Annotated in this window: 17 protein-coding genes, 1 riboswitch and 1 other annotated feature (1 of these 19 only partly in view); of the genes, 11 read left to right on the top strand and 6 right to left on the bottom strand. The window is 46.5% G+C overall.

Annotation, left to right across the window (positions count from 1 at the left end):
* Nucleotides 1-158, top strand: a binding site (T-box leader) (it extends 55 nt beyond the left edge of the window).
* Between the two features lie 57 nt (nt 159-215).
* Nucleotides 216-1,901 carry an arginine--tRNA ligase gene (argS, locus tag LCM00_RS19530; RefSeq protein WP_404802181.1) on the top strand — a complete coding sequence of 562 codons (1,686 nt, stop codon included), beginning with the start codon at nt 216-218 and terminating at the stop codon, nt 1,899-1,901.
* 37 nt (nt 1,902-1,938) lie between these two features.
* Here argS and LCM00_RS19525 read toward each other — a convergent pair whose 3' ends face one another.
* Entirely contained in the window at nt 1,939-2,796 is an 858-nt protein-coding gene (locus LCM00_RS19525; protein WP_224905200.1) for a sulfite exporter TauE/SafE family protein, read from the bottom strand.
* A gap of 123 nt (nt 2,797-2,919) precedes the next feature.
* On the opposite strand from LCM00_RS19525, the gene LCM00_RS19520 reads away from it, so the two are divergent.
* From LCM00_RS19520 to LCM00_RS19500, 5 genes are all read left to right on the top strand, one after another.
* The gene (locus tag LCM00_RS19520; protein WP_224905198.1) at nt 2,920-3,246 is read left to right on the top strand and encodes a PadR family transcriptional regulator; all 327 of its coding nucleotides are present in this window, start codon (nt 2,920-2,922) and stop codon (nt 3,244-3,246) included.
* The gene (locus tag LCM00_RS19515) at nt 3,243-3,896 is read left to right on the top strand and encodes a permease prefix domain 1-containing protein (protein ID WP_224905196.1); all 654 of its coding nucleotides are present in this window, start codon (nt 3,243-3,245) and stop codon (nt 3,894-3,896) included. The genes LCM00_RS19520 and LCM00_RS19515 overlap by 4 nt, the downstream gene beginning before the upstream one ends.
* 151 nt (nt 3,897-4,047) lie before the next feature.
* Nucleotides 4,048-4,629, top strand: coding sequence for a YqaA family protein (locus tag LCM00_RS19510; protein WP_224905194.1), 582 nt, complete (start codon nt 4,048-4,050; stop codon nt 4,627-4,629).
* Nucleotides 4,630-4,756: 127 nt separating this feature from the next.
* Nucleotides 4,757-5,188 carry a Dps family protein gene (locus tag LCM00_RS19505; protein WP_224905192.1) on the top strand — a complete coding sequence of 144 codons (432 nt, stop codon included), beginning with the start codon at nt 4,757-4,759 and terminating at the stop codon, nt 5,186-5,188.
* A gap of 115 nt (nt 5,189-5,303) precedes the next feature.
* The gene (locus LCM00_RS19500) at nt 5,304-5,948 is read left to right on the top strand and encodes a VC0807 family protein (RefSeq protein WP_224905190.1); all 645 of its coding nucleotides are present in this window, start codon (nt 5,304-5,306) and stop codon (nt 5,946-5,948) included.
* On the opposite strand, the gene LCM00_RS19495 is transcribed toward LCM00_RS19500, so the two are convergent.
* Nucleotides 5,945-6,829 (bottom strand): diacylglycerol/lipid kinase family protein, encoded by an 885-nt coding sequence (locus LCM00_RS19495; RefSeq protein ID WP_224905188.1) that lies wholly within the window; start codon nt 6,827-6,829, stop codon nt 5,945-5,947. The genes LCM00_RS19500 and LCM00_RS19495 overlap by 4 nt on opposite strands.
* Before the next feature lie 175 nt (nt 6,830-7,004).
* Between LCM00_RS19495 and LCM00_RS19490 the strand changes: the two genes are divergently transcribed.
* Nucleotides 7,005-7,562: a GNAT family N-acetyltransferase gene (locus LCM00_RS19490; protein WP_224905186.1), complete on the top strand. Its 558-nt coding sequence runs from the start codon at nt 7,005-7,007 to the stop codon at nt 7,560-7,562.
* Nucleotides 7,563-7,674: 112 nt separating this feature from the next.
* Nucleotides 7,675-7,828, top strand: a riboswitch (cyclic di-AMP (ydaO/yuaA leader).
* A gap of 105 nt (nt 7,829-7,933) precedes the next feature.
* A complete protein-coding gene (locus tag LCM00_RS19485; protein ID WP_224905184.1) occupies nt 7,934-9,253 on the top strand; it encodes a TrkH family potassium uptake protein in 1,320 nt (439 codons plus the stop codon).
* A 385-nt stretch (nt 9,254-9,638) separates the two neighbouring features.
* Here the strand turns inward: LCM00_RS19485 and LCM00_RS19480 are convergent, their stop codons facing one another.
* A complete protein-coding gene (locus tag LCM00_RS19480; protein WP_224905182.1) occupies nt 9,639-10,964 on the bottom strand; it encodes a DUF4179 domain-containing protein in 1,326 nt (441 codons plus the stop codon).
* Entirely contained in the window at nt 10,957-11,472 is a 516-nt protein-coding gene (locus LCM00_RS19475; protein ID WP_224905180.1) for a sigma-70 family RNA polymerase sigma factor, read from the bottom strand. The genes LCM00_RS19480 and LCM00_RS19475 overlap by 8 nt, the downstream gene beginning before the upstream one ends.
* 160 nt (nt 11,473-11,632) lie before the next feature.
* On the opposite strand from LCM00_RS19475, the gene LCM00_RS19470 reads away from it, so the two are divergent.
* The 3 genes from LCM00_RS19470 (at nt 11,633) to LCM00_RS19460 (ending at nt 14,349) form a co-directional block, all read left to right on the top strand.
* The gene (locus LCM00_RS19470; protein ID WP_224905178.1) at nt 11,633-13,297 is read left to right on the top strand and encodes a mechanosensitive ion channel; all 1,665 of its coding nucleotides are present in this window, start codon (nt 11,633-11,635) and stop codon (nt 13,295-13,297) included.
* A gap of 91 nt (nt 13,298-13,388) precedes the next feature.
* Nucleotides 13,389-14,114: a YqcI/YcgG family protein gene (locus LCM00_RS19465; protein WP_224905176.1), complete on the top strand. Its 726-nt coding sequence runs from the start codon at nt 13,389-13,391 to the stop codon at nt 14,112-14,114.
* A gap of 94 nt (nt 14,115-14,208) precedes the next feature.
* The gene (locus LCM00_RS19460; RefSeq protein WP_009795712.1) at nt 14,209-14,349 is read left to right on the top strand and encodes a BA3454 family stress response protein; all 141 of its coding nucleotides are present in this window, start codon (nt 14,209-14,211) and stop codon (nt 14,347-14,349) included.
* A 246-nt stretch (nt 14,350-14,595) separates the two neighbouring features.
* Here LCM00_RS19460 and LCM00_RS19455 read toward each other — a convergent pair whose 3' ends face one another.
* Together LCM00_RS19455 and LCM00_RS19450 are read right to left on the bottom strand one after the other, a co-directional pair.
* Nucleotides 14,596-14,790, bottom strand: a complete 195-nt coding sequence (locus LCM00_RS19455; protein WP_009795711.1) for a hypothetical protein — start codon at nt 14,788-14,790, stop codon at nt 14,596-14,598.
* Nucleotides 14,791-14,908: 118 nt separating this feature from the next.
* Entirely contained in the window at nt 14,909-15,751 is an 843-nt protein-coding gene (locus tag LCM00_RS19450) for an STAS domain-containing protein (RefSeq protein WP_224905174.1), read from the bottom strand.
* Between the last annotated feature and the right edge of the window lie 190 nt (nt 15,752-15,941).

The raw sequence follows: 15,941 nt of genomic DNA, 5'->3' as shown, positions 1-15,941 counted from the left end.
ATGGTGAAAGCCTGCAGGGACCCCTTTATGAAGCGCACTTCGGAGATGCCGGGCCGAAAGTCAAAGTAGGTCCTGCCGGGGAAATCCCCCGTTATCATTTCAAGAGGTCCTATGGACAATCAGAGTGGCACCGCGGGTATAACAGGCTCGTCTCTTTTATAAGAGGCGGGCTTTTTTGCGTTCAATCAAAACAACTGGAAGGAGAAAGATCCATGATCAAACTGAAAGCCATTTTTACTGAAGCACTTATGGAACTGTTTGAAGGCCGGCTCACAGCTGCTGAGCTTGCCGGCTTGATTGAAGTGCCAAAGAATACGGCGCACGGCGACCTCGCATTTCCCTGCTTCACCCTTGCAAAAAAAATGAAGCAGGCGCCTGCAGTGATAGCTGCTGAAGCCGCTGGAAAGCTGCAGCACAGCCTCATTGACCGGGCAGAGGCACATGGCCCGTACCTGAATATTTTTCTCTCGAAGGAGAAAGTTGGCTTGAAGATCCTGCAGGTCCTTCTTGAAGCCGGCTCCCTCTACGGCAATAGCGCCACCGGCACAGGAAAGACTATCACTATCGATTTCTCAGCCCCCAATATCGCCAAGCCGTTTTCAATGGGCCATCTGCGTTCAACAGTCATCGGAAACAGCATCAGCCTGATTGCTGAAAAATGCGGCTATGAAGTCATCAGGATCAACCATCTCGGCGATTGGGGAACCCAATTCGGCAAGCTGATTACCGCCTATAAAAAATGGGGCAGCCCCGGCACCGTAAAAGAAAATCCGATCGCTGAACTGTTTAAGCTTTACATCCGTTTCCATGAGGAGGCAGAGAAAGATCCTGATCTCGAAAACGAAGCGCGCCGCTGGTTCAGGAAGCTTGAACAGGGTAATGAAGAGGCTTTTGCGCTATGGAGCTGGTTCAGGGAGGAATCATTGAAAGAGTTCAACCGGATCTATGATCTTTTGGGCATCTCTTTTGATTCCTATAACGGAGAGGCCTTTTACAACGATAAAATGGAAAAAGCCGTAGAGCTCCTCCAGTCCCAAAACCTCCTCGCCCAATCCCATGGAGCAGAGGTGGTTCACTTGGAAGAACACGGCCTCCCTCCCTGCCTGATCAAGAAATCGGATGGAGCGACCCTGTATGCAACCCGCGATCTGGCCGCTGCGATCTTCCGGCAAGAAACCTATCACTTTTCCGAAAGCCTGTACATCGTCGGCCAGGAGCAGTCAGTTCACTTCAGGCAGCTGAAGCTGGTTCTGAATAAGCTTGGCTTCCAGTGGGCAGATAATATGCATCATATACCTTTCGGCCTCTACCTGAAAGACGGAAAGAAAATGTCGACGAGAAAAGGAAGAGTTGTCCTGCTCGAAGATGTTTTGAAAGAAGCGGTCGATCTGGCATATCAAAATATCTGCCTTAAAAATCCTTCGCATGAGCAGAAGGAAGAAACTGCTGCCGCTGTCGGCATCGGCGCTGTCCTTTTTCACGATTTAAAAAACGACCGCCTCAACCATATCGAATTCTCATTGGACGAGATGCTCACCTTTGAAGGTGAAACCGGTCCTTATATCCAGTACACAAATGCCAGGGCACACTCCATCCTTCAAAAGGCCGGGACAGCCGGCAAAATGGAGCAGGGGCTCAGCGACCCATACAGCTGGGATCTGCTCAAGCAGCTCAGCCTTTTTCCCGGGAAGATTGAAGAAGCCCATAAGCATTATTCGCCTTCAGTGATTGCCAAATATATCATCAATGTGGCACAGAGTTTCAATAAATATTATGGGCAGATCCGGATACTGGATGATACGCCGGGGCTTGAGACAAGACTCAGCCTTGTCCGGGCTGCTTCTCTTGTCATGGAGGAAGGACTGAGGCTGCTTGGGATTGCGTCGCCAAAGAAAATGTAAAAAAGAGGAGGGCAAGACGCCCTCCCCCCTCCTGCTTTTATGCTTCTGCTTCCTTCTTCCTGATGATCTTCGACAGGGACAGGAAAAAGAAGTAAGCAATAAAAAGGCTTAGCAGGACAATTCCGATCAGATTGTGATGGACCAGCTTGAAAACGACGCTTAGGAGAGTCGCGACATACAATCCTGAAAGCAGCAGACTGATGTCCTTATTTTTATAAAAATTGGTCAGCCATGCGCCAGCCTGTGATCCGACAAGGCCGCCGGCAACAAGCAGGATGGCAGTCAGATAGCTGATCTCCACAGCAGATGCATACGATAGGAATCCAGTGCTTACAATCAGCAGGACTGCAAACAGGCTTGTCCCTACTGCCTTTCTCGGCTGCAATCCCAGGAAGGCAATCGACAGGGGAACCATGATGAATCCTCCCCCAACACCTAAAGCTGCCGAAACAAAACCGCCTGAAAATCCGATCAGCAGCATTCGCGCAAGGGATGGCCTGCCCTCATGGGACTGTTCATTTGACTTTTTGCCCTGACGGAACATGGTGAACGCGAAATAGGAAAGCAATACAATATAGCATGCCGGTATAACGGTTGCATCAAGCCCCTTTTCACTCAGTAACAGCACCAGCGGCTTGGCAGCCTGGGTGGCAAGCATACCGCTCACCCCAAGTATTGCGCCTTCCTTCCATAGTATATTTTTCAGGCGGAAATGGGCGCCGATCCCTGACAAAGAAGTGCCAATCGAGAAAAAAAGACTGGTGGCAATCGCCTCAAGAGGCGCAAACCCGATCAATAGCAGTACAGGCGTCAGGATGAATCCTCCTCCTACTCCAAAGAAGCCGGACAGGACGCTGATCACTCCGCCAAGCAATAAGAAAAGTAGATATTCCATATAAAAACTCCTTTGGTTATCTCTATACCCATTGTAACTGATTTCATCACCCTTTGCCCTTTACCTTGTAATACAATGTACATTGAAGTACAATGTATACAAATGAATCTGGGGGTACACTTTGTGGATAAAGAACTTTTAAAAGGAAGCATCGATATACTTTTATTATCCCTTCTTTCTGAAAAAGATAGCTATGGATATGAAATGACAAAGGAAATCCGCAAAAAAAGCGATGAAGCATACAGCATGAATGAAGGAACTCTCTATCCGGCTCTCAAGCGGCTGGAGGCAAAAGGATTTATCACTTCCTACTGGCATCAGGAGCTTGAAGCCAGCAGGCGGAAGTATTACAGCATCACTGAAGACGGCCGCAAAGAATTGCGCAAAAAGCTCAAAAACTGGAACAAGATCAGTGATTTGATCCACAAATTTTCGGAGGGCTACTCATGAAGATAATCGATCAATATATTGATAATATCATTGATGGGCTGCCGATGGACAATGCTGAACGGGAAGAACTGAGGCTTGAGATGACCTCCCATCTTGAAGAGCATGCAAAAGAGCTGATGGCCTTCGGCTGGTCCGAGGAAGAAGCAGCCGGGGAAGCTATCAGATGCTTCGGGAATGAAAAAAGTATCAGCTCTGAGCTGAAGAAGGCCGTTTTTCCTTTTTATAAAATAGTCAGGTTCCTCTTCAGCACGATTTTTTTGACGGCTGCCCTTCATCTCCTATCATACGAGGCTATGGTGTATTATAACCCGCAGTATGAGTTCGGCCTGGAACCAGGCTACCTTTTTACCACTTATATGCTTGTGTTCTTCCTGGCAGGGATCGCAGAGATATTGTATGAAGCTGTGTCACAGGCTTATAAAGTGAAGTGGCTGCAGAGCCCCTGGGTGGTCATCCTCGTCCCGGCTGCTTTTATCTCGGGATTGACATCCCTTGACTGGTTCAAGCAGCCTGAAAGATACCAGAATGGGCTCTGGCTCGACCTGTTCGCCATCCTGATCGGGGCATTCATTTATCTTCTTGCAAGGCAGCTGTATACCCTATTATTCTTGACCACTACAAGAAAAGCCGGATCAGCCGGCCAGCGGTAAAGCTCCCTTGCCTGTTTATGAAAATTAATGTAATTACCGGACTCCTGCATGACTTGGCAGACAGTAAATGATATACTTCTCGTGTGCTGTCCTTCAGCTCTGTGCAAGGGGGCTTGAGGATATTTAACGAAGCTGCTAAAGGAGATCCGTTATGTCAGAACTGATTCACACGATTGAAGAATGGCTTATGGAGTATGGTATCTTTGGATTGTTTTTTGTATCCTTTGCCGACTCATCCTTCTTCCCTATCCCTCCGGATGTACTTTTAATCCCAATGGGCATTTCCAATCCGGACCGCGTCATCTGGTATGCGTTCATTACAACCGTGGCATCCGTCCTGGGCGCCATTCTCGGATGGTTCATTGGAAAAAAACTGGGCCGCCCTGTTTTGCGGTTCATCATCTCCGAAGAAAGAATCCAGAAAGTCGAGAACTATTTCAATAAATACGGGCCAGTAGCCATCCTTATCGCAGGCTTTACCCCAATTCCTTATAAAGTGTTCACCATATTTGCCGGCATTACAACAGTGCGGCTCCGGACCCTCGTCATCTGGTCCATCATAGGCAGAGGAGCCCGCTTCTTTCTTGAAGCTGCCCTTATTATGGTGCTTGGCGCCCAGGCGCGTCCATTCATTGAAGAGAACTTCGGGATGCTTACACTCGTAGGCGGCGCCCTGATCGTCATCGTGTATATCATCTATCTGGTTATGCGCAAAAAGAAAAAAACTGTCTGATCGAAAACGGCCCCTGGATGGCCGTTTTTTTATACATATTTTTTATTTATAATAATTATAAATAAGTATTGATTATAAAGTGATATTTGATATAATATAACTACAGACAAAACGAGGAGGAATATTTATGACTTTGACAAACAGCCTGAATAAACAAATTGCCAACTGGAGCGTCCTTTACACAAAACTTCACCGTTTTCACTGGTTTGTAAAAGGACCGGCATTTTTCACCCTGCACGGGAAATTCGAAGAGCTTTATAATGAAGCGGCGGCGAATGTAGATACAATTGCAGAACGGACATTGGCAGCAGGAGGAAAGCCGATTGCTGCCATGAGCCAATTCCTTGAGCAGGCGTCCATCGCAGATAACGGCAGCGAAGAAACAGCAGAAGAGATGGTCGCTTCCCTTATATCAGACTACAGCATGATCAGCAAGGAACTAAAAGAATTGACAGGACTCGCCGAGGAAGAAAACGACCCGGTCACAGAAGACCTTGCTATCGGACTGATTGAAGATCTGGAAAAGAAAATCTGGATGCTGAAAGCTTTCATAGCATAAAAAAAGAGCCCGGCGGCTCTTTTTTTGCATACTCCTATAAGAAAATAAAGGAGTTCTTGTTTTTATGGGGAATATTTATGACAGGAAATCTTTTGTAAAGGCAGGAACAAAATAAATGCAGAAAAATTCAATGGTGCTCGACATTCTTTTTTATGTTGTGCTCCCTCTTGTTGTTTGGAACTACGGCCGGGACATGCTCGGTGATTACTTGGCAATGATCCTGTCATCTGTACCTGGCATCATCTATACACTGTACCGCTTCTTTCAGCTGAAAAAGGTCAATTTATTCGGCCTCTTCCTTCTATCTAACCTGGTGATCGGCACCATGATCGATGTGCTTGCCGGGTCAGCCCTTCAGCTTCTTTGGAATAATGTGATTTACTCTTATGTGCTGGGCTGCCTGTTTTTGTTGACAATTGTGCTGAAAAAGCCAGTCTTCCTCTATTTCACTCTCGATTTTATGGAATTACAGGGAAAAGACAGAGGCAGCATGAAGGAGGTTTTCTTTAAAAGCAAATCCTTGATGATCTTCAGCCTGATTACCGCGGGCTTTGCTCTGAAGTTCATTCTTCTCGCCTCCATTAAGGTCTGGCTCATTGGAAAATACGGCGTTGATGCCTTTGACCAGGGAATCGTGCTGAGGCAGATCCTGAACTGGGGCTTTACCATTGTATCGGCAGGCGGTTTTTATTTTATCCTGAAAGAAATAGGAGCGCTGAACGAGCCTTCTGATACAACCATAAGCCAGGACAGCCCTTAGAGCTGCCCTGGCTTTATCATTTGCACATGTGCCTGATGGACGCGGATCTGGCAGGGAGTCGCCGAATACACCTCTCCATCCATATCTGCCTCCATCCTCTTGTCTGCCCTTACTTGTATTTCCTTCCCTTTATAATGAAGGATGTTCTCGTTGTCTTCTATGCTGTCTTCTGTAAGTGCTTCTTTCATTAAAGCAAGATTGGCATCTTTCACAATAAATATATCAGCCAGCCCGTCATTATAATCGAGATTCCTGAAAGGCAGTTCATTGGTCCCTATATAATGGCCATTGGCCAGGAGAATCATGACAGCATCCTCCTCTATCTCCGTCCCATCAACAATAAGAGACGCATGGAATGGCTCCATTTCCTTAATCGTCCTCAAGGTACTCAGGAAGTAGCTGATCCGCCCGAACAGTTTTTTTTCTGTTGCCTTAATATTTTCCGAAGCTTCCGCCACCAGGCCGATGCCCCAGAAATTGAGAAAATAATCCTCGTTTGCCTGCATGACGTCAACCGGCTTCATTTCTCCTGCAACCATGCTAAGCGCCGCATTGCGGATATTCTGGGGGATGTTCAATGTTCTTGAAAAATCATTGCAAGTACCTCCAGGCAATATGCCAATGGCCGGCCGGGTCTCGAGCGGCGCCAATCCATTGATGCATTCGTGTACCGTCCCGTCTCCGCCCAGGATGAAAACAACATCCACTTCAGATCCATATTCCCTGCAAAGCTCCCTTGCATGCCCTTCCCTTTTGGTTGGCAGCAGAACCAGTGAATCCAGTTCTGCAGACAAAATCGGAACACAGGCTGCCAGCGACTTTTCTATATTTTTTTGCCCGGCATTTCCATTGTAAACAAGCATACCTTTTCTAAATTCCATCCTGGCCAAGGCCCCCTTTTCCGAACAGTGTACTGCTATTACATTTTACATTTACCCAACTTTTGATGTTTCAATTATTATTGATGTATAAATTGATGAAAGGGAAAAAGTATCTATTTTTATATGAGCTGGATTGGATTATATTGTATTTAAGAGAAAACAAGGAGGAGTACGAATGGATGCAATACGGTTCCTGCAGGGAGAGCGGATTTATCTGCGGCCCATCAGTACTGATGATACGGATATATATGTGAAACTGCTCTATAATGAACAGTCAAGAAAGCTCACCGGTCTGAAAAAAGCCTTTTCAAAAGACCAGATCTTCTCTTATATTAAAGAAAAAGCGGAGGACTCATCTTCCATCCTCTTATTGATTGTCCTTGATGGAACGAATGAAGTGATTGGTGATATTGCCCTTCAGGATATAGACAGCACCAACCGCAATGCCAATATCCGTGTGAACATCAGTGAGGAAGAGAACCAGGGGCGCGGCTACGGCAGCGAAGCAATGGAGCTCATGCTTGGCTATGCTTTCGGTGTGCTGAATCTGCACAGGATCGAGCTGAACGTTTTTGTCTATAATGACCGGGCACTCCATGTCTACGAGAAGCTTGGATTCAAGCAGGAAGGCGTCCAGCGCGAGGCTTTATTTTACGATCACCAGTACCATGATTCCATTATGATGAGCATTCTGGAGGAAGATTACCGAAGAATTCATCTGGAGGAAAAATAGACCGGGCAAAGCCGTGCACTCTGCACGGTTTTTTAAATAGGAAAAATTCACAATTTCCTGATTGACTTTGCGAATGAGCGGGAGTATTTTATAGATTATAATCAACTTGAATTTCATACCTTTGCTGAATCTTATGTTAAGAACGGGGGAACCAATATGGCAGGAGGCTGTTTGCGCCTGCCCGGGGTGAATCCTGGCGCAGGCCAGGAAGGAAGCTCTCAATTCCTAATCCGGCAGCTAACTCCGTAAGCATATTGAGAGAAAGGCCAATAGACATATTGACCATTCTTTTCCGTGGATAAGAATGGTTTTTTTATGGCCAAAAATAAATTTACTTTTCACCATCTGAGGAAAAAGGAGCTCTACCGATCATGAAGCGAAAGTACCTGAATGTCACGCCGCCCCAGCTTTTGACCTTTATATTTTTGTTTTTCATCCTGCTGGGGGCAGCATTGCTCAAGCTACCCTTTTCAACAGTCCAAGACGTCTCCTGGATCGATGCCTTGTTCACAGCCACCTCGGCTATGACCGTGACAGGGCTGACAGTGGCTGATACCGCATCAACCTATACTCTATTCGGCCAGACTGTCATCATGTGCCTTATCCAGCTTGGAGGTCTTGGCATCATGTCCTTCGCTGTGCTGATTTACTTGATGCTCGGAAGGAAAATCGGGTTCAAGGAGCGTCTCGTCCTGCAGCAGGCTTTGAACCAGACGTCGGTCGGCGGGGTCATCCGACTCGTGCGCTATCTGTTTATTTTTTCCTTTACAATCGAGGCCATCGCTGTGTTCTTTCTCTGCCTGAGATGGGTTCCGCAGTACGGATGGTGGGATGGCTTCTATTACAGCCTCTTCCACTCTGTTTCTGCCTTCAATAATGCCGGCTTCCAGCTCTGGCCGGATGGCCTGAGCCAATTTGTCGGCGACCCTGTCATCAATATTGTGATTTCTATGCTCTTCATCATCGGGGGCCTTGGATTTACCGTACTGGCCGATTTGTGGAAATCAAAGCAATTCAGAAGGCTGTCGCTCCATTCCAAAATGATGATTGTGGGCACCTTTGCAGTCAATATCGTGTCAATGGCCATCATCTTTTATCTTGAATACAATAATCCGCAGACCCTCGCCCATCTGACCAGCTGGGAAAAGCTTTGGGCATCCTATTTTCAGGCTGTATCGCCCAGAACAGCCGGGTTCAATTCCGTTGACATCGGCGGGCTTGAGGATACAACCGTCCTGTATATGCTGCTGTTAATGTTTGTGGGCGCGGGGAGCGCATCCACCGGCGGCGGAATTAAACTGACGACCTTTATCATCATTATCATGGCTGTCATCACATTTATACGCGGCAAAAAGGACATTGTCATTTTCCGCCGAACTATCAGCGTCAACTATCTGACAAAAGCATTGGCCATCTCGATGATTTCTATCCTGTTTATCTTTATCGCCATCTTTGTCCTTAGCATTACGGAAGATCTGCCTTTTATTAAAATCATATTTGAAGTCGTATCCGCCTTTGGAACTGTCGGCCTCTCCATGGGCATCACCGCCGACCTGTCCGGAATTGGAAAAGAAATCATTATCTTTATCATGTTCCTGGGCAAACTCGGCCCGCTCACACTCGCCTTCTCCTTCGCCAAACAAAAACCGGAGAAAATTCGGTATCCGGGTGAGGATGTTTTGTTGGGGTAACGAAATGCGGGGGGGGGAGCTTGCTCAGATTAAGGAACGCAGGCTACAGGCGCCACGTCTTGCGGGCCCCAGCATAAGACGCTCCTGGATAGAAGGCGTTCTTTGCCTTCAATTCAGGAGTGGCTTATGACTCGAGGGGCTAGAGACGAAATGCGGAGGCGGTTTTTCAGGTGTTTGACAATATGAACTGGTGAAGCATTGGCCTTAGTAAAAACGACATTTTAACCGCAACTGACTTAGGTCATAAGTAAAACCAGGCCGCATTACTTCATTTCGGCCTGGTTCTAACAAATTCTTCGTTTCATAAATGGTCCCATATAGAACAGACAAGGCTTGCCTGTTGTTGTCCGACCCGATTATTGAAAATCTCCAGATCTCACATTTCCTATTTCAGTGGCAGCTTTATATCCCCCTTAATCCAGGCAGGAAACGCTCCTAGTTTAAGAGTGATTGGATTTTTATATTTGAGCGGATCCGCCTCAGATAGCATCAGCCCATATTCCTGGTATACACCGTCTCCGCTGGTATGGAAGAATGAGCCGCCGTTGCTTAGATCTCTACCTTCAGCATCTTTAGCAGTTAGGAAAAGCTGATGATGGTAATCTTGGCCGGCGCGAACCTGCACGGATAGATTTCTCCCTTCCAACTCCACTCCTGACAATTTTTCACCTACTGGCTGCTTCAGAATTTGTTTTGTTTCCGTATTAATAACCACTTCTGTATCCTCTTTATCTACAGCCATTACTTTATTTAGTGTCAGATACAGCTCCTTCGGCTCTTTAAAATAATTGCTCTGCAAATAGAAAATCTCCTCGTTTTCAGCTAAACTGCTTGCTGTTGCTCCGTTTACAATCCCTGACCAAACTTCTCCGTTTTCATCAACAAGCCTCAGATCGTCCAAATTAAAGATCTTCTTGTTATTTTCCGGATCAAATGTCACATGTACAGCTGCGCGCAATGGATAGATAGTTACATTCTTGAAGGTGATTTTCTGACCTTTAATAGATACGGTCTTGTTTAGCGTATACACCTTCTTATTCGCTTTTAAATTTTCCACAGAGAAAGCCATTTCAAATGTTTCAAGCCCCTTCTCTGTTTTAATTTTCACCTCTATCTTGAATTCAGTCGCTTTTAAAGGTTCAATAGCAAAGTAATCTATTGAATCATTTACAGATTTAACTGGCTCCTCAGTATAACTAGCACCTCCATAACTAGTAGCTCCCGGCGGAAGCTCATTGCCATCTGCATCAGTTAAAATAATCCTCTCCGTTTGAAGCACCTGCTTCTCCTCTGACTCAACTGTGTAAAATACCACCAGCCCCCGCTCATCCCGTATAGCACCATCAAGAGTGACCCGGACCCCGTTTTTCTCCTGGGATATGCCGAGCGGCTGCATATAGTCATTCTCCACGGCGGATATCCAGCCCTTGTCATACCGGATGAGATCTACCAGCTTTTCCATACCCGGCATTTCTGCGACATAGTGGGCAAAGGCCGGGGAAACTCTGATGCTGGTCAAAAATCCGAGCAATAGCAGGGCGGCCGCAATCCCGGGCAGCCAGCTCCTTTTGATGAACCGCTTCTTCGGGGAAGCCGCTTTGGCTTGCTGGAACCCTTTCATGATAGCTTCCTCCAGCCGTTCATCCGGCACAGGAAATTCCTGATACCGCTCTCGTATGGCTTCAAGCTTTTTTTCTTCCTTTTCAAACATCCATCTTCCCCCCGCTTTCCTTGAGCTTCTCTCTTAATGACTTTAACGCTTTATTGAGCCATGTTTTCACGGTTCCTTCCGGACGGTTGTACAGGGCAGCCACTTCCTTGATTTTAAGATCGTGGAAGTATTTTAGCGTCAGCAGTTCACGGGAGCGGTCATCGAGCGCCTCCATCGCATCCTGGACCTCGAATAGAAGAGTATCCTCTTCCCCGCCCGCTGCGAGGAGCAGCTGTTCATTATATACGAGCCTGTGTTGCTTCTTGAGCCTGTCGCAGCAGTAATGGATCATGATACGGATGATCCATGTCTTGAAATAGGCAGGCTGCTTCAGATCTTTTATGCTCCTGTAAGCCCGGAAGGTTACTTCCTGCACGGCCTCAAGAGCTTCTTCCTCATTTCGCATATAGGCAAGTGCGGTTTTATACAAATCCGCCTTGCAGGAACGGATGATATCAAGAAAAGCTTCATCATCCCCTTTTATGGCTTTGCGGACAATATTCTCCAAGGCTGATCGATCCCCCTCTTGTTTTCCTGAATATTAGACTGCTTCGCAGGAAAAAGGTTTTGCTTTTCCAAACTTTATTTTCCAATTCGGCTGCCTGCAGCCTGTTTATCTGCTAACTCACTGGGTAAATGTAAATATCTATGTTAAGGAGTGGATCTAGTTGGATAATAATTATGCATTTTGGAATGGCTGGAATGGCTATCTGAACCAGCTTCCCGACCTTTTGCTGGCATTAGTCGTCCTCCTGTTGGGATGGATCATTGCAAAGGCGGTTGAAAAGGCGGTCCTGAAAGGCCTCCGCAAAACCAATCTTGATAACAAACTGTTTGCCGAGTCGGGAAACAGAAAGTATTCCCCTGAGAAAATCATAAGTAAAATCGTTTATATTCTCATCCTCATTTTTGTCTTTATTTGGTTCTTCAATATCCTAAACTTAAGCTTCCTGGCTACTCCGCTAGTAGGCATGTTCTCGACTATTACAGGTGCCATCCCAAGCATTTTAAAGGCAGCTTTGATCCTGCTGGTTGCCTGGCTGGTGGCATCCGCCCTCAAGTTTCTCATCAAGCGTGGAGGCAGAACGCTTCGCGTCCATGAAACACTGAACAAATATAAATTCATTAAAGGAGATCACGACTCCTCCAATATCGTCGATAAAGCTGCCAATATCGTATTCTATCTGGTTCTGCTGATCTCCCTTCCTGCCGTGCTGTCGGCCTTGAACCTCGAGGGAGTCTCCGGACCGTTTGCCAGCATGCTCAATGATATTCTGGCTTTCCTTCCTAAACTCCTTGCCGCTGCCCTTATTCTGTTTATCGGCTGGTTCATCGCCAAGCTGGTCCGTGATATTGTCACGAGCTTCCTGCAGAGCATCGGTACGGAAAAGCTTGTCGGGCGTTTCGGCCTGTCCAAGCTGTTTGATGGGACCACCCTTTCATCTGTTGCCGGCTATATCGTTTTTGTCTTCATTATGATCCCGGTCGTAATCGCGGCTCTCGAAGAATTGGATCTGGAAGGAATATCACAGCCTGCGATTGCCATGCTGAACGATGTCCTCACCATGATCCCGAATATCATTGTCGCCATCGCCTTTATCCTTGCGGGCATCTGGCTCGGAAAATGGGTCAGGCAGATGGTTGCCGGCCTTCTTGAACGAATCGGCGCAGACTCATATTTTAATAGCATTGGATTCAGGAAAAATAAACCCGGGGCTGCAAAAAGCGGGATTTCCCAGCTGTTTGGCTATATTGCCCAGATCATTGTTGTCCTCTTATTTGTTGTACAGGCTCTGAACCTGCTGAAGCTCGACTTCCTTGTCACACTGGCAACCGGTGTCATAGCCTATCTGCCTCATGTTCTTGCAGCCCTTGTCATTCTTGGCGCAGGATTATGGCTCGGAACCCTGGTAAAGAAGCTGCTTTCAAGCCTGCTGGAAGGCCCTCATTTCCGCCTTCTATCATCTGTGGCGCAATATGCGATCGTAGCCGTTTCCATCTTTATGGCCCTGGACCAGCTTGGCGTCGCCCATTCCATCGTCAATTCTGCCTTTATCCTTATACTCGGCGGACTGGCTCTCGCCTTTGGCCTTGCCTTCGGTTTAGGAGGAAAGGATTTTGCCGCCAAGTATCTGCAAAAGCTAGACCGTAAAATTGAGCAGACGAGCATCAATAAAGATGCCCGCACCGCCCAGATTAAAGAATCAATGACTCCAGATGCCTCTATGGGCAATCAAGCTGGAGATTCAGGTCCTGCCCGGCCGATGACGCCTGATAACGCTGATCCGATAAATCCGGAGCATAATCGCATGAATGAAAACAGAGAAGAATAGCAGCCGCGCACGAGAGATAATTTGAAGCACGGGATGAAGCCGGCCTCCTGCGGGAAGCCGGCTTCTAAAAATCATTTTAGGAGAGCTGATTATGAAAACAATCCAAAAAGCATTGCTGAAAAAAGAAGATATGACCAACCCTGACATTGTGCCTGCATGGGTCATAGAAGAATATAAGACCTTCCATCAAACCGTCACAGACAAGACCTTCCCCTGCTATTTCGGCATGACTGCTGAAAACCGCGGAGAGCTGCGCTATGCGTATATTTCACAGGATGACTGGTCACAGCTTCCGAAGGCGCTGGAAGAGTTCATTGACCTATTTGATGCCCCAAAGCTTATCCGCCATGGCTTGTTTGTTTTTGTGGAGCCGGAAAAAGAAGAGAAGGATATCCCTTACTACCGCGAATATTTCTGGAACATCCTCCAGTATCTTCATGATCAGGATGAAAAACCTTGGCCTAAAGATTATCCTGAGGACCCGGACCACCATCTATGGGCATTCTCTTTTGCCGAAGAGCCATTCTTTGTATTTGGAAACGCGCCAGCCTATAAACAGCGGAAAACAAGGGATCTAGGTAACAGTCTTGTGCTGGGATTCCAGCCGCGGAGAATCTTTGAGGGACTTGAAGGCACTTCTAAAGGAGGAATCATGTCCAGGGAAAAAGTCAGGGAACGAGTGGAAAAGTGGGATGGACTGCCAAAGCACCCAAATATCAGCCATTACGGGGACCCTGAGCATCGGGAATGGAAGCAATACTTCATCGGCGATGACATCAAGCCAATCGAAGGGAAATGCCCCTTCCATTCTAAGTGATAGAATGGGTCAATAATTTATGCAAACAGGTTTCATTTTCCTTTTAAAATGGTATCACTATATTAAAATATCATTAAGAAAGGAATAAAAAAGCATGGTACAAGTAACTGTAACCGTTAATCACGGCGGAAAAAACTATATGACAAATGTAATCGCACATAGAGGGACTCAAGAAGAGGAAATTGCCCGCCTTGCACAGGAACAGGTGCAGAGACAATGGCAGGCAGCCAATTAAGAAAAGCGTAAGCGCCTTGCTCCCTAAAGGAACGCAGACTAAAAACGCCACGTCCTGTGGCAACGTCTGCATGCCCCCCATCCTGGGGGCCTCAAGACGATCCTGCCGAGAAGGCGTTCTTTGCCTTTTTGGCAGGATTGGCTTGTGACCTCGAGGGGGTAGGCGCTGGAGCTAGACAGTAATCGAAGTGCAAAAAATATACTTTATTATCTTGTAAAAAAGTGAAGCGTGCACCGCTTCACTTTTTTAGATTCCCCATTTTATATAAACACCCAGTGCGACAATAGAAAGCAGAATGACTACTGCATAAATCACAGTCAGGTTGACCGTATTTTTCCTGGCTGACTTTGAGTAGTCAGCATCACTTTTGCCGGCCAGCATAAGGGTAAAAATTAAAGAAAGAATGATAATGGCTATAACGATGATTAATCCCAGCTTCATGTTCGACTCCCCGCTTTTGCAGAAGGCTGCTTAATAGATTTCCCTTCAACTGTATATGATTAGTGTATCACTTTAAATTCAGTTAGTTCCTCATTTGTATATAAGTTTCACACAAATATCATCTTTTAGTTTGCTCGAATCCTGCTGCCATCAGCGCCTGCTTAAGATTTGCCCTTGTCGGGATGTCCCGGAATTCTATTCCGAGAGCCACGATCGTCTGGGCGATTTCCGGCCGTATTCCGGTCATAGTTGCCTTCACGCCGATCAGGTTTAATGATTTTACAATCTGAAACAGATTATGGGCAACCATCGTATCTATCATTGGTACGCCGGAAACATCAATGAACAGCTGCTTTAATTGAAGCTCTGAGCTGTTTTTCAGGCATTTTTCCATAATGAATTTTGCACGCTCTGTATCCACTTCCCCAACGAGCGGAAGAACGGCAATATCCGCTGAAATCGGGACGACCGGAACGGACAGCTCCTGCAGGGCAGTCCGGGCTACTTCTATTTTCCTTGTGCTGTAGTTCATGTAAATATTGCTGAATATATACGCGACCTCATCCAGGAGCGGGTTGATGATTTTGCTGACATCTAACATCGTGACTGCAGCAAATTGATTTTTCTCCAGCTCCTCAGTGAAAACGTCCCAAATAACCGATCTGAACAGGGACAGCACACGCAGGGATTCGTCCAGGGGAACGCCGTTTTCTATCGCAGTTTCTCCTGTTTCACGGGCCCATTTTTCAATTTTGCGCCCGCTTTCCTCCTGATCCGTATATAATGATTCACCCAGGATCTGAATCAAGGCTTTGCGCCATTCAGCTATCTGATTTCTGGCAACAGTCGATTTCTTAAGCTTTTCCTTATAGAAAGGGCATTCCCGTTCAAATATGTGATTGACGAGCTGCTCTTTGCTCTCTACTATTCTTGTGCCAATCTTAAGCAATTCGTTCCTCAATGCAATCCCTTCTCCCATGAAAGAGTCTGACAATTATATCATAGCATTTCCGTGCAGTATTGCAACGCAGACCTCATCTGAACCCCGGCATGGAGGCACTTTGTGACATATATTACAGGCCGGCTGAGGTTTAGGCCATTTTCACCTGAGGGTATGTACTCTAGTAGAAACATTTTTAAACGATTAAGGA

It is taken from the genome of Bacillus infantis, assembly GCF_020171945.1.
Lineage (GTDB): Bacteria > Bacillota > Bacilli > Bacillales > Cytobacillaceae > Bacillus_AB > Bacillus_AB infantis_A.
The sequence above is the reverse complement of the archived record's forward strand: the minus strand, read 5'-3'. Positions and strand labels throughout refer to the sequence as shown.

Coding starts and splice junctions, on each gene's coding strand:
- LCM00_RS19510 (WP_224905194.1), top strand. CDS start 4,048: ATGTCAGAACTGATTCACACGATTGAAGAATGGCTTATGGAGTATGGT.
- LCM00_RS19490 (WP_224905186.1), top strand. CDS start 7,005: ATGGATGCAATACGGTTCCTGCAGGGAGAGCGGATTTATCTGCGGCCC.
- LCM00_RS19480 (WP_224905182.1), bottom strand. CDS start 10,964: ATGTTTGAAAAGGAAGAAAAAAAGCTTGAAGCCATACGAGAGCGGTAT.
- LCM00_RS19485 (WP_224905184.1), top strand. CDS start 7,934: ATGAAGCGAAAGTACCTGAATGTCACGCCGCCCCAGCTTTTGACCTTT.
- LCM00_RS19495 (WP_224905188.1), bottom strand. CDS start 6,829: ATGGAATTTAGAAAAGGTATGCTTGTTTACAATGGAAATGCCGGGCAA.
- LCM00_RS19525 (WP_224905200.1), bottom strand. CDS start 2,796: ATGGAATATCTACTTTTCTTATTGCTTGGCGGAGTGATCAGCGTCCTG.
- LCM00_RS19460 (WP_009795712.1), top strand. CDS start 14,209: ATGGTACAAGTAACTGTAACCGTTAATCACGGCGGAAAAAACTATATG.
- LCM00_RS19455 (WP_009795711.1), bottom strand. CDS start 14,790: ATGAAGCTGGGATTAATCATCGTTATAGCCATTATCATTCTTTCTTTA.
- LCM00_RS19500 (WP_224905190.1), top strand. CDS start 5,304: ATGCAGAAAAATTCAATGGTGCTCGACATTCTTTTTTATGTTGTGCTC.
- LCM00_RS19465 (WP_224905176.1), top strand. CDS start 13,389: ATGAAAACAATCCAAAAAGCATTGCTGAAAAAAGAAGATATGACCAAC.
- LCM00_RS19515 (WP_224905196.1), top strand. CDS start 3,243: ATGAAGATAATCGATCAATATATTGATAATATCATTGATGGGCTGCCG.
- LCM00_RS19505 (WP_224905192.1), top strand. CDS start 4,757: ATGACTTTGACAAACAGCCTGAATAAACAAATTGCCAACTGGAGCGTC.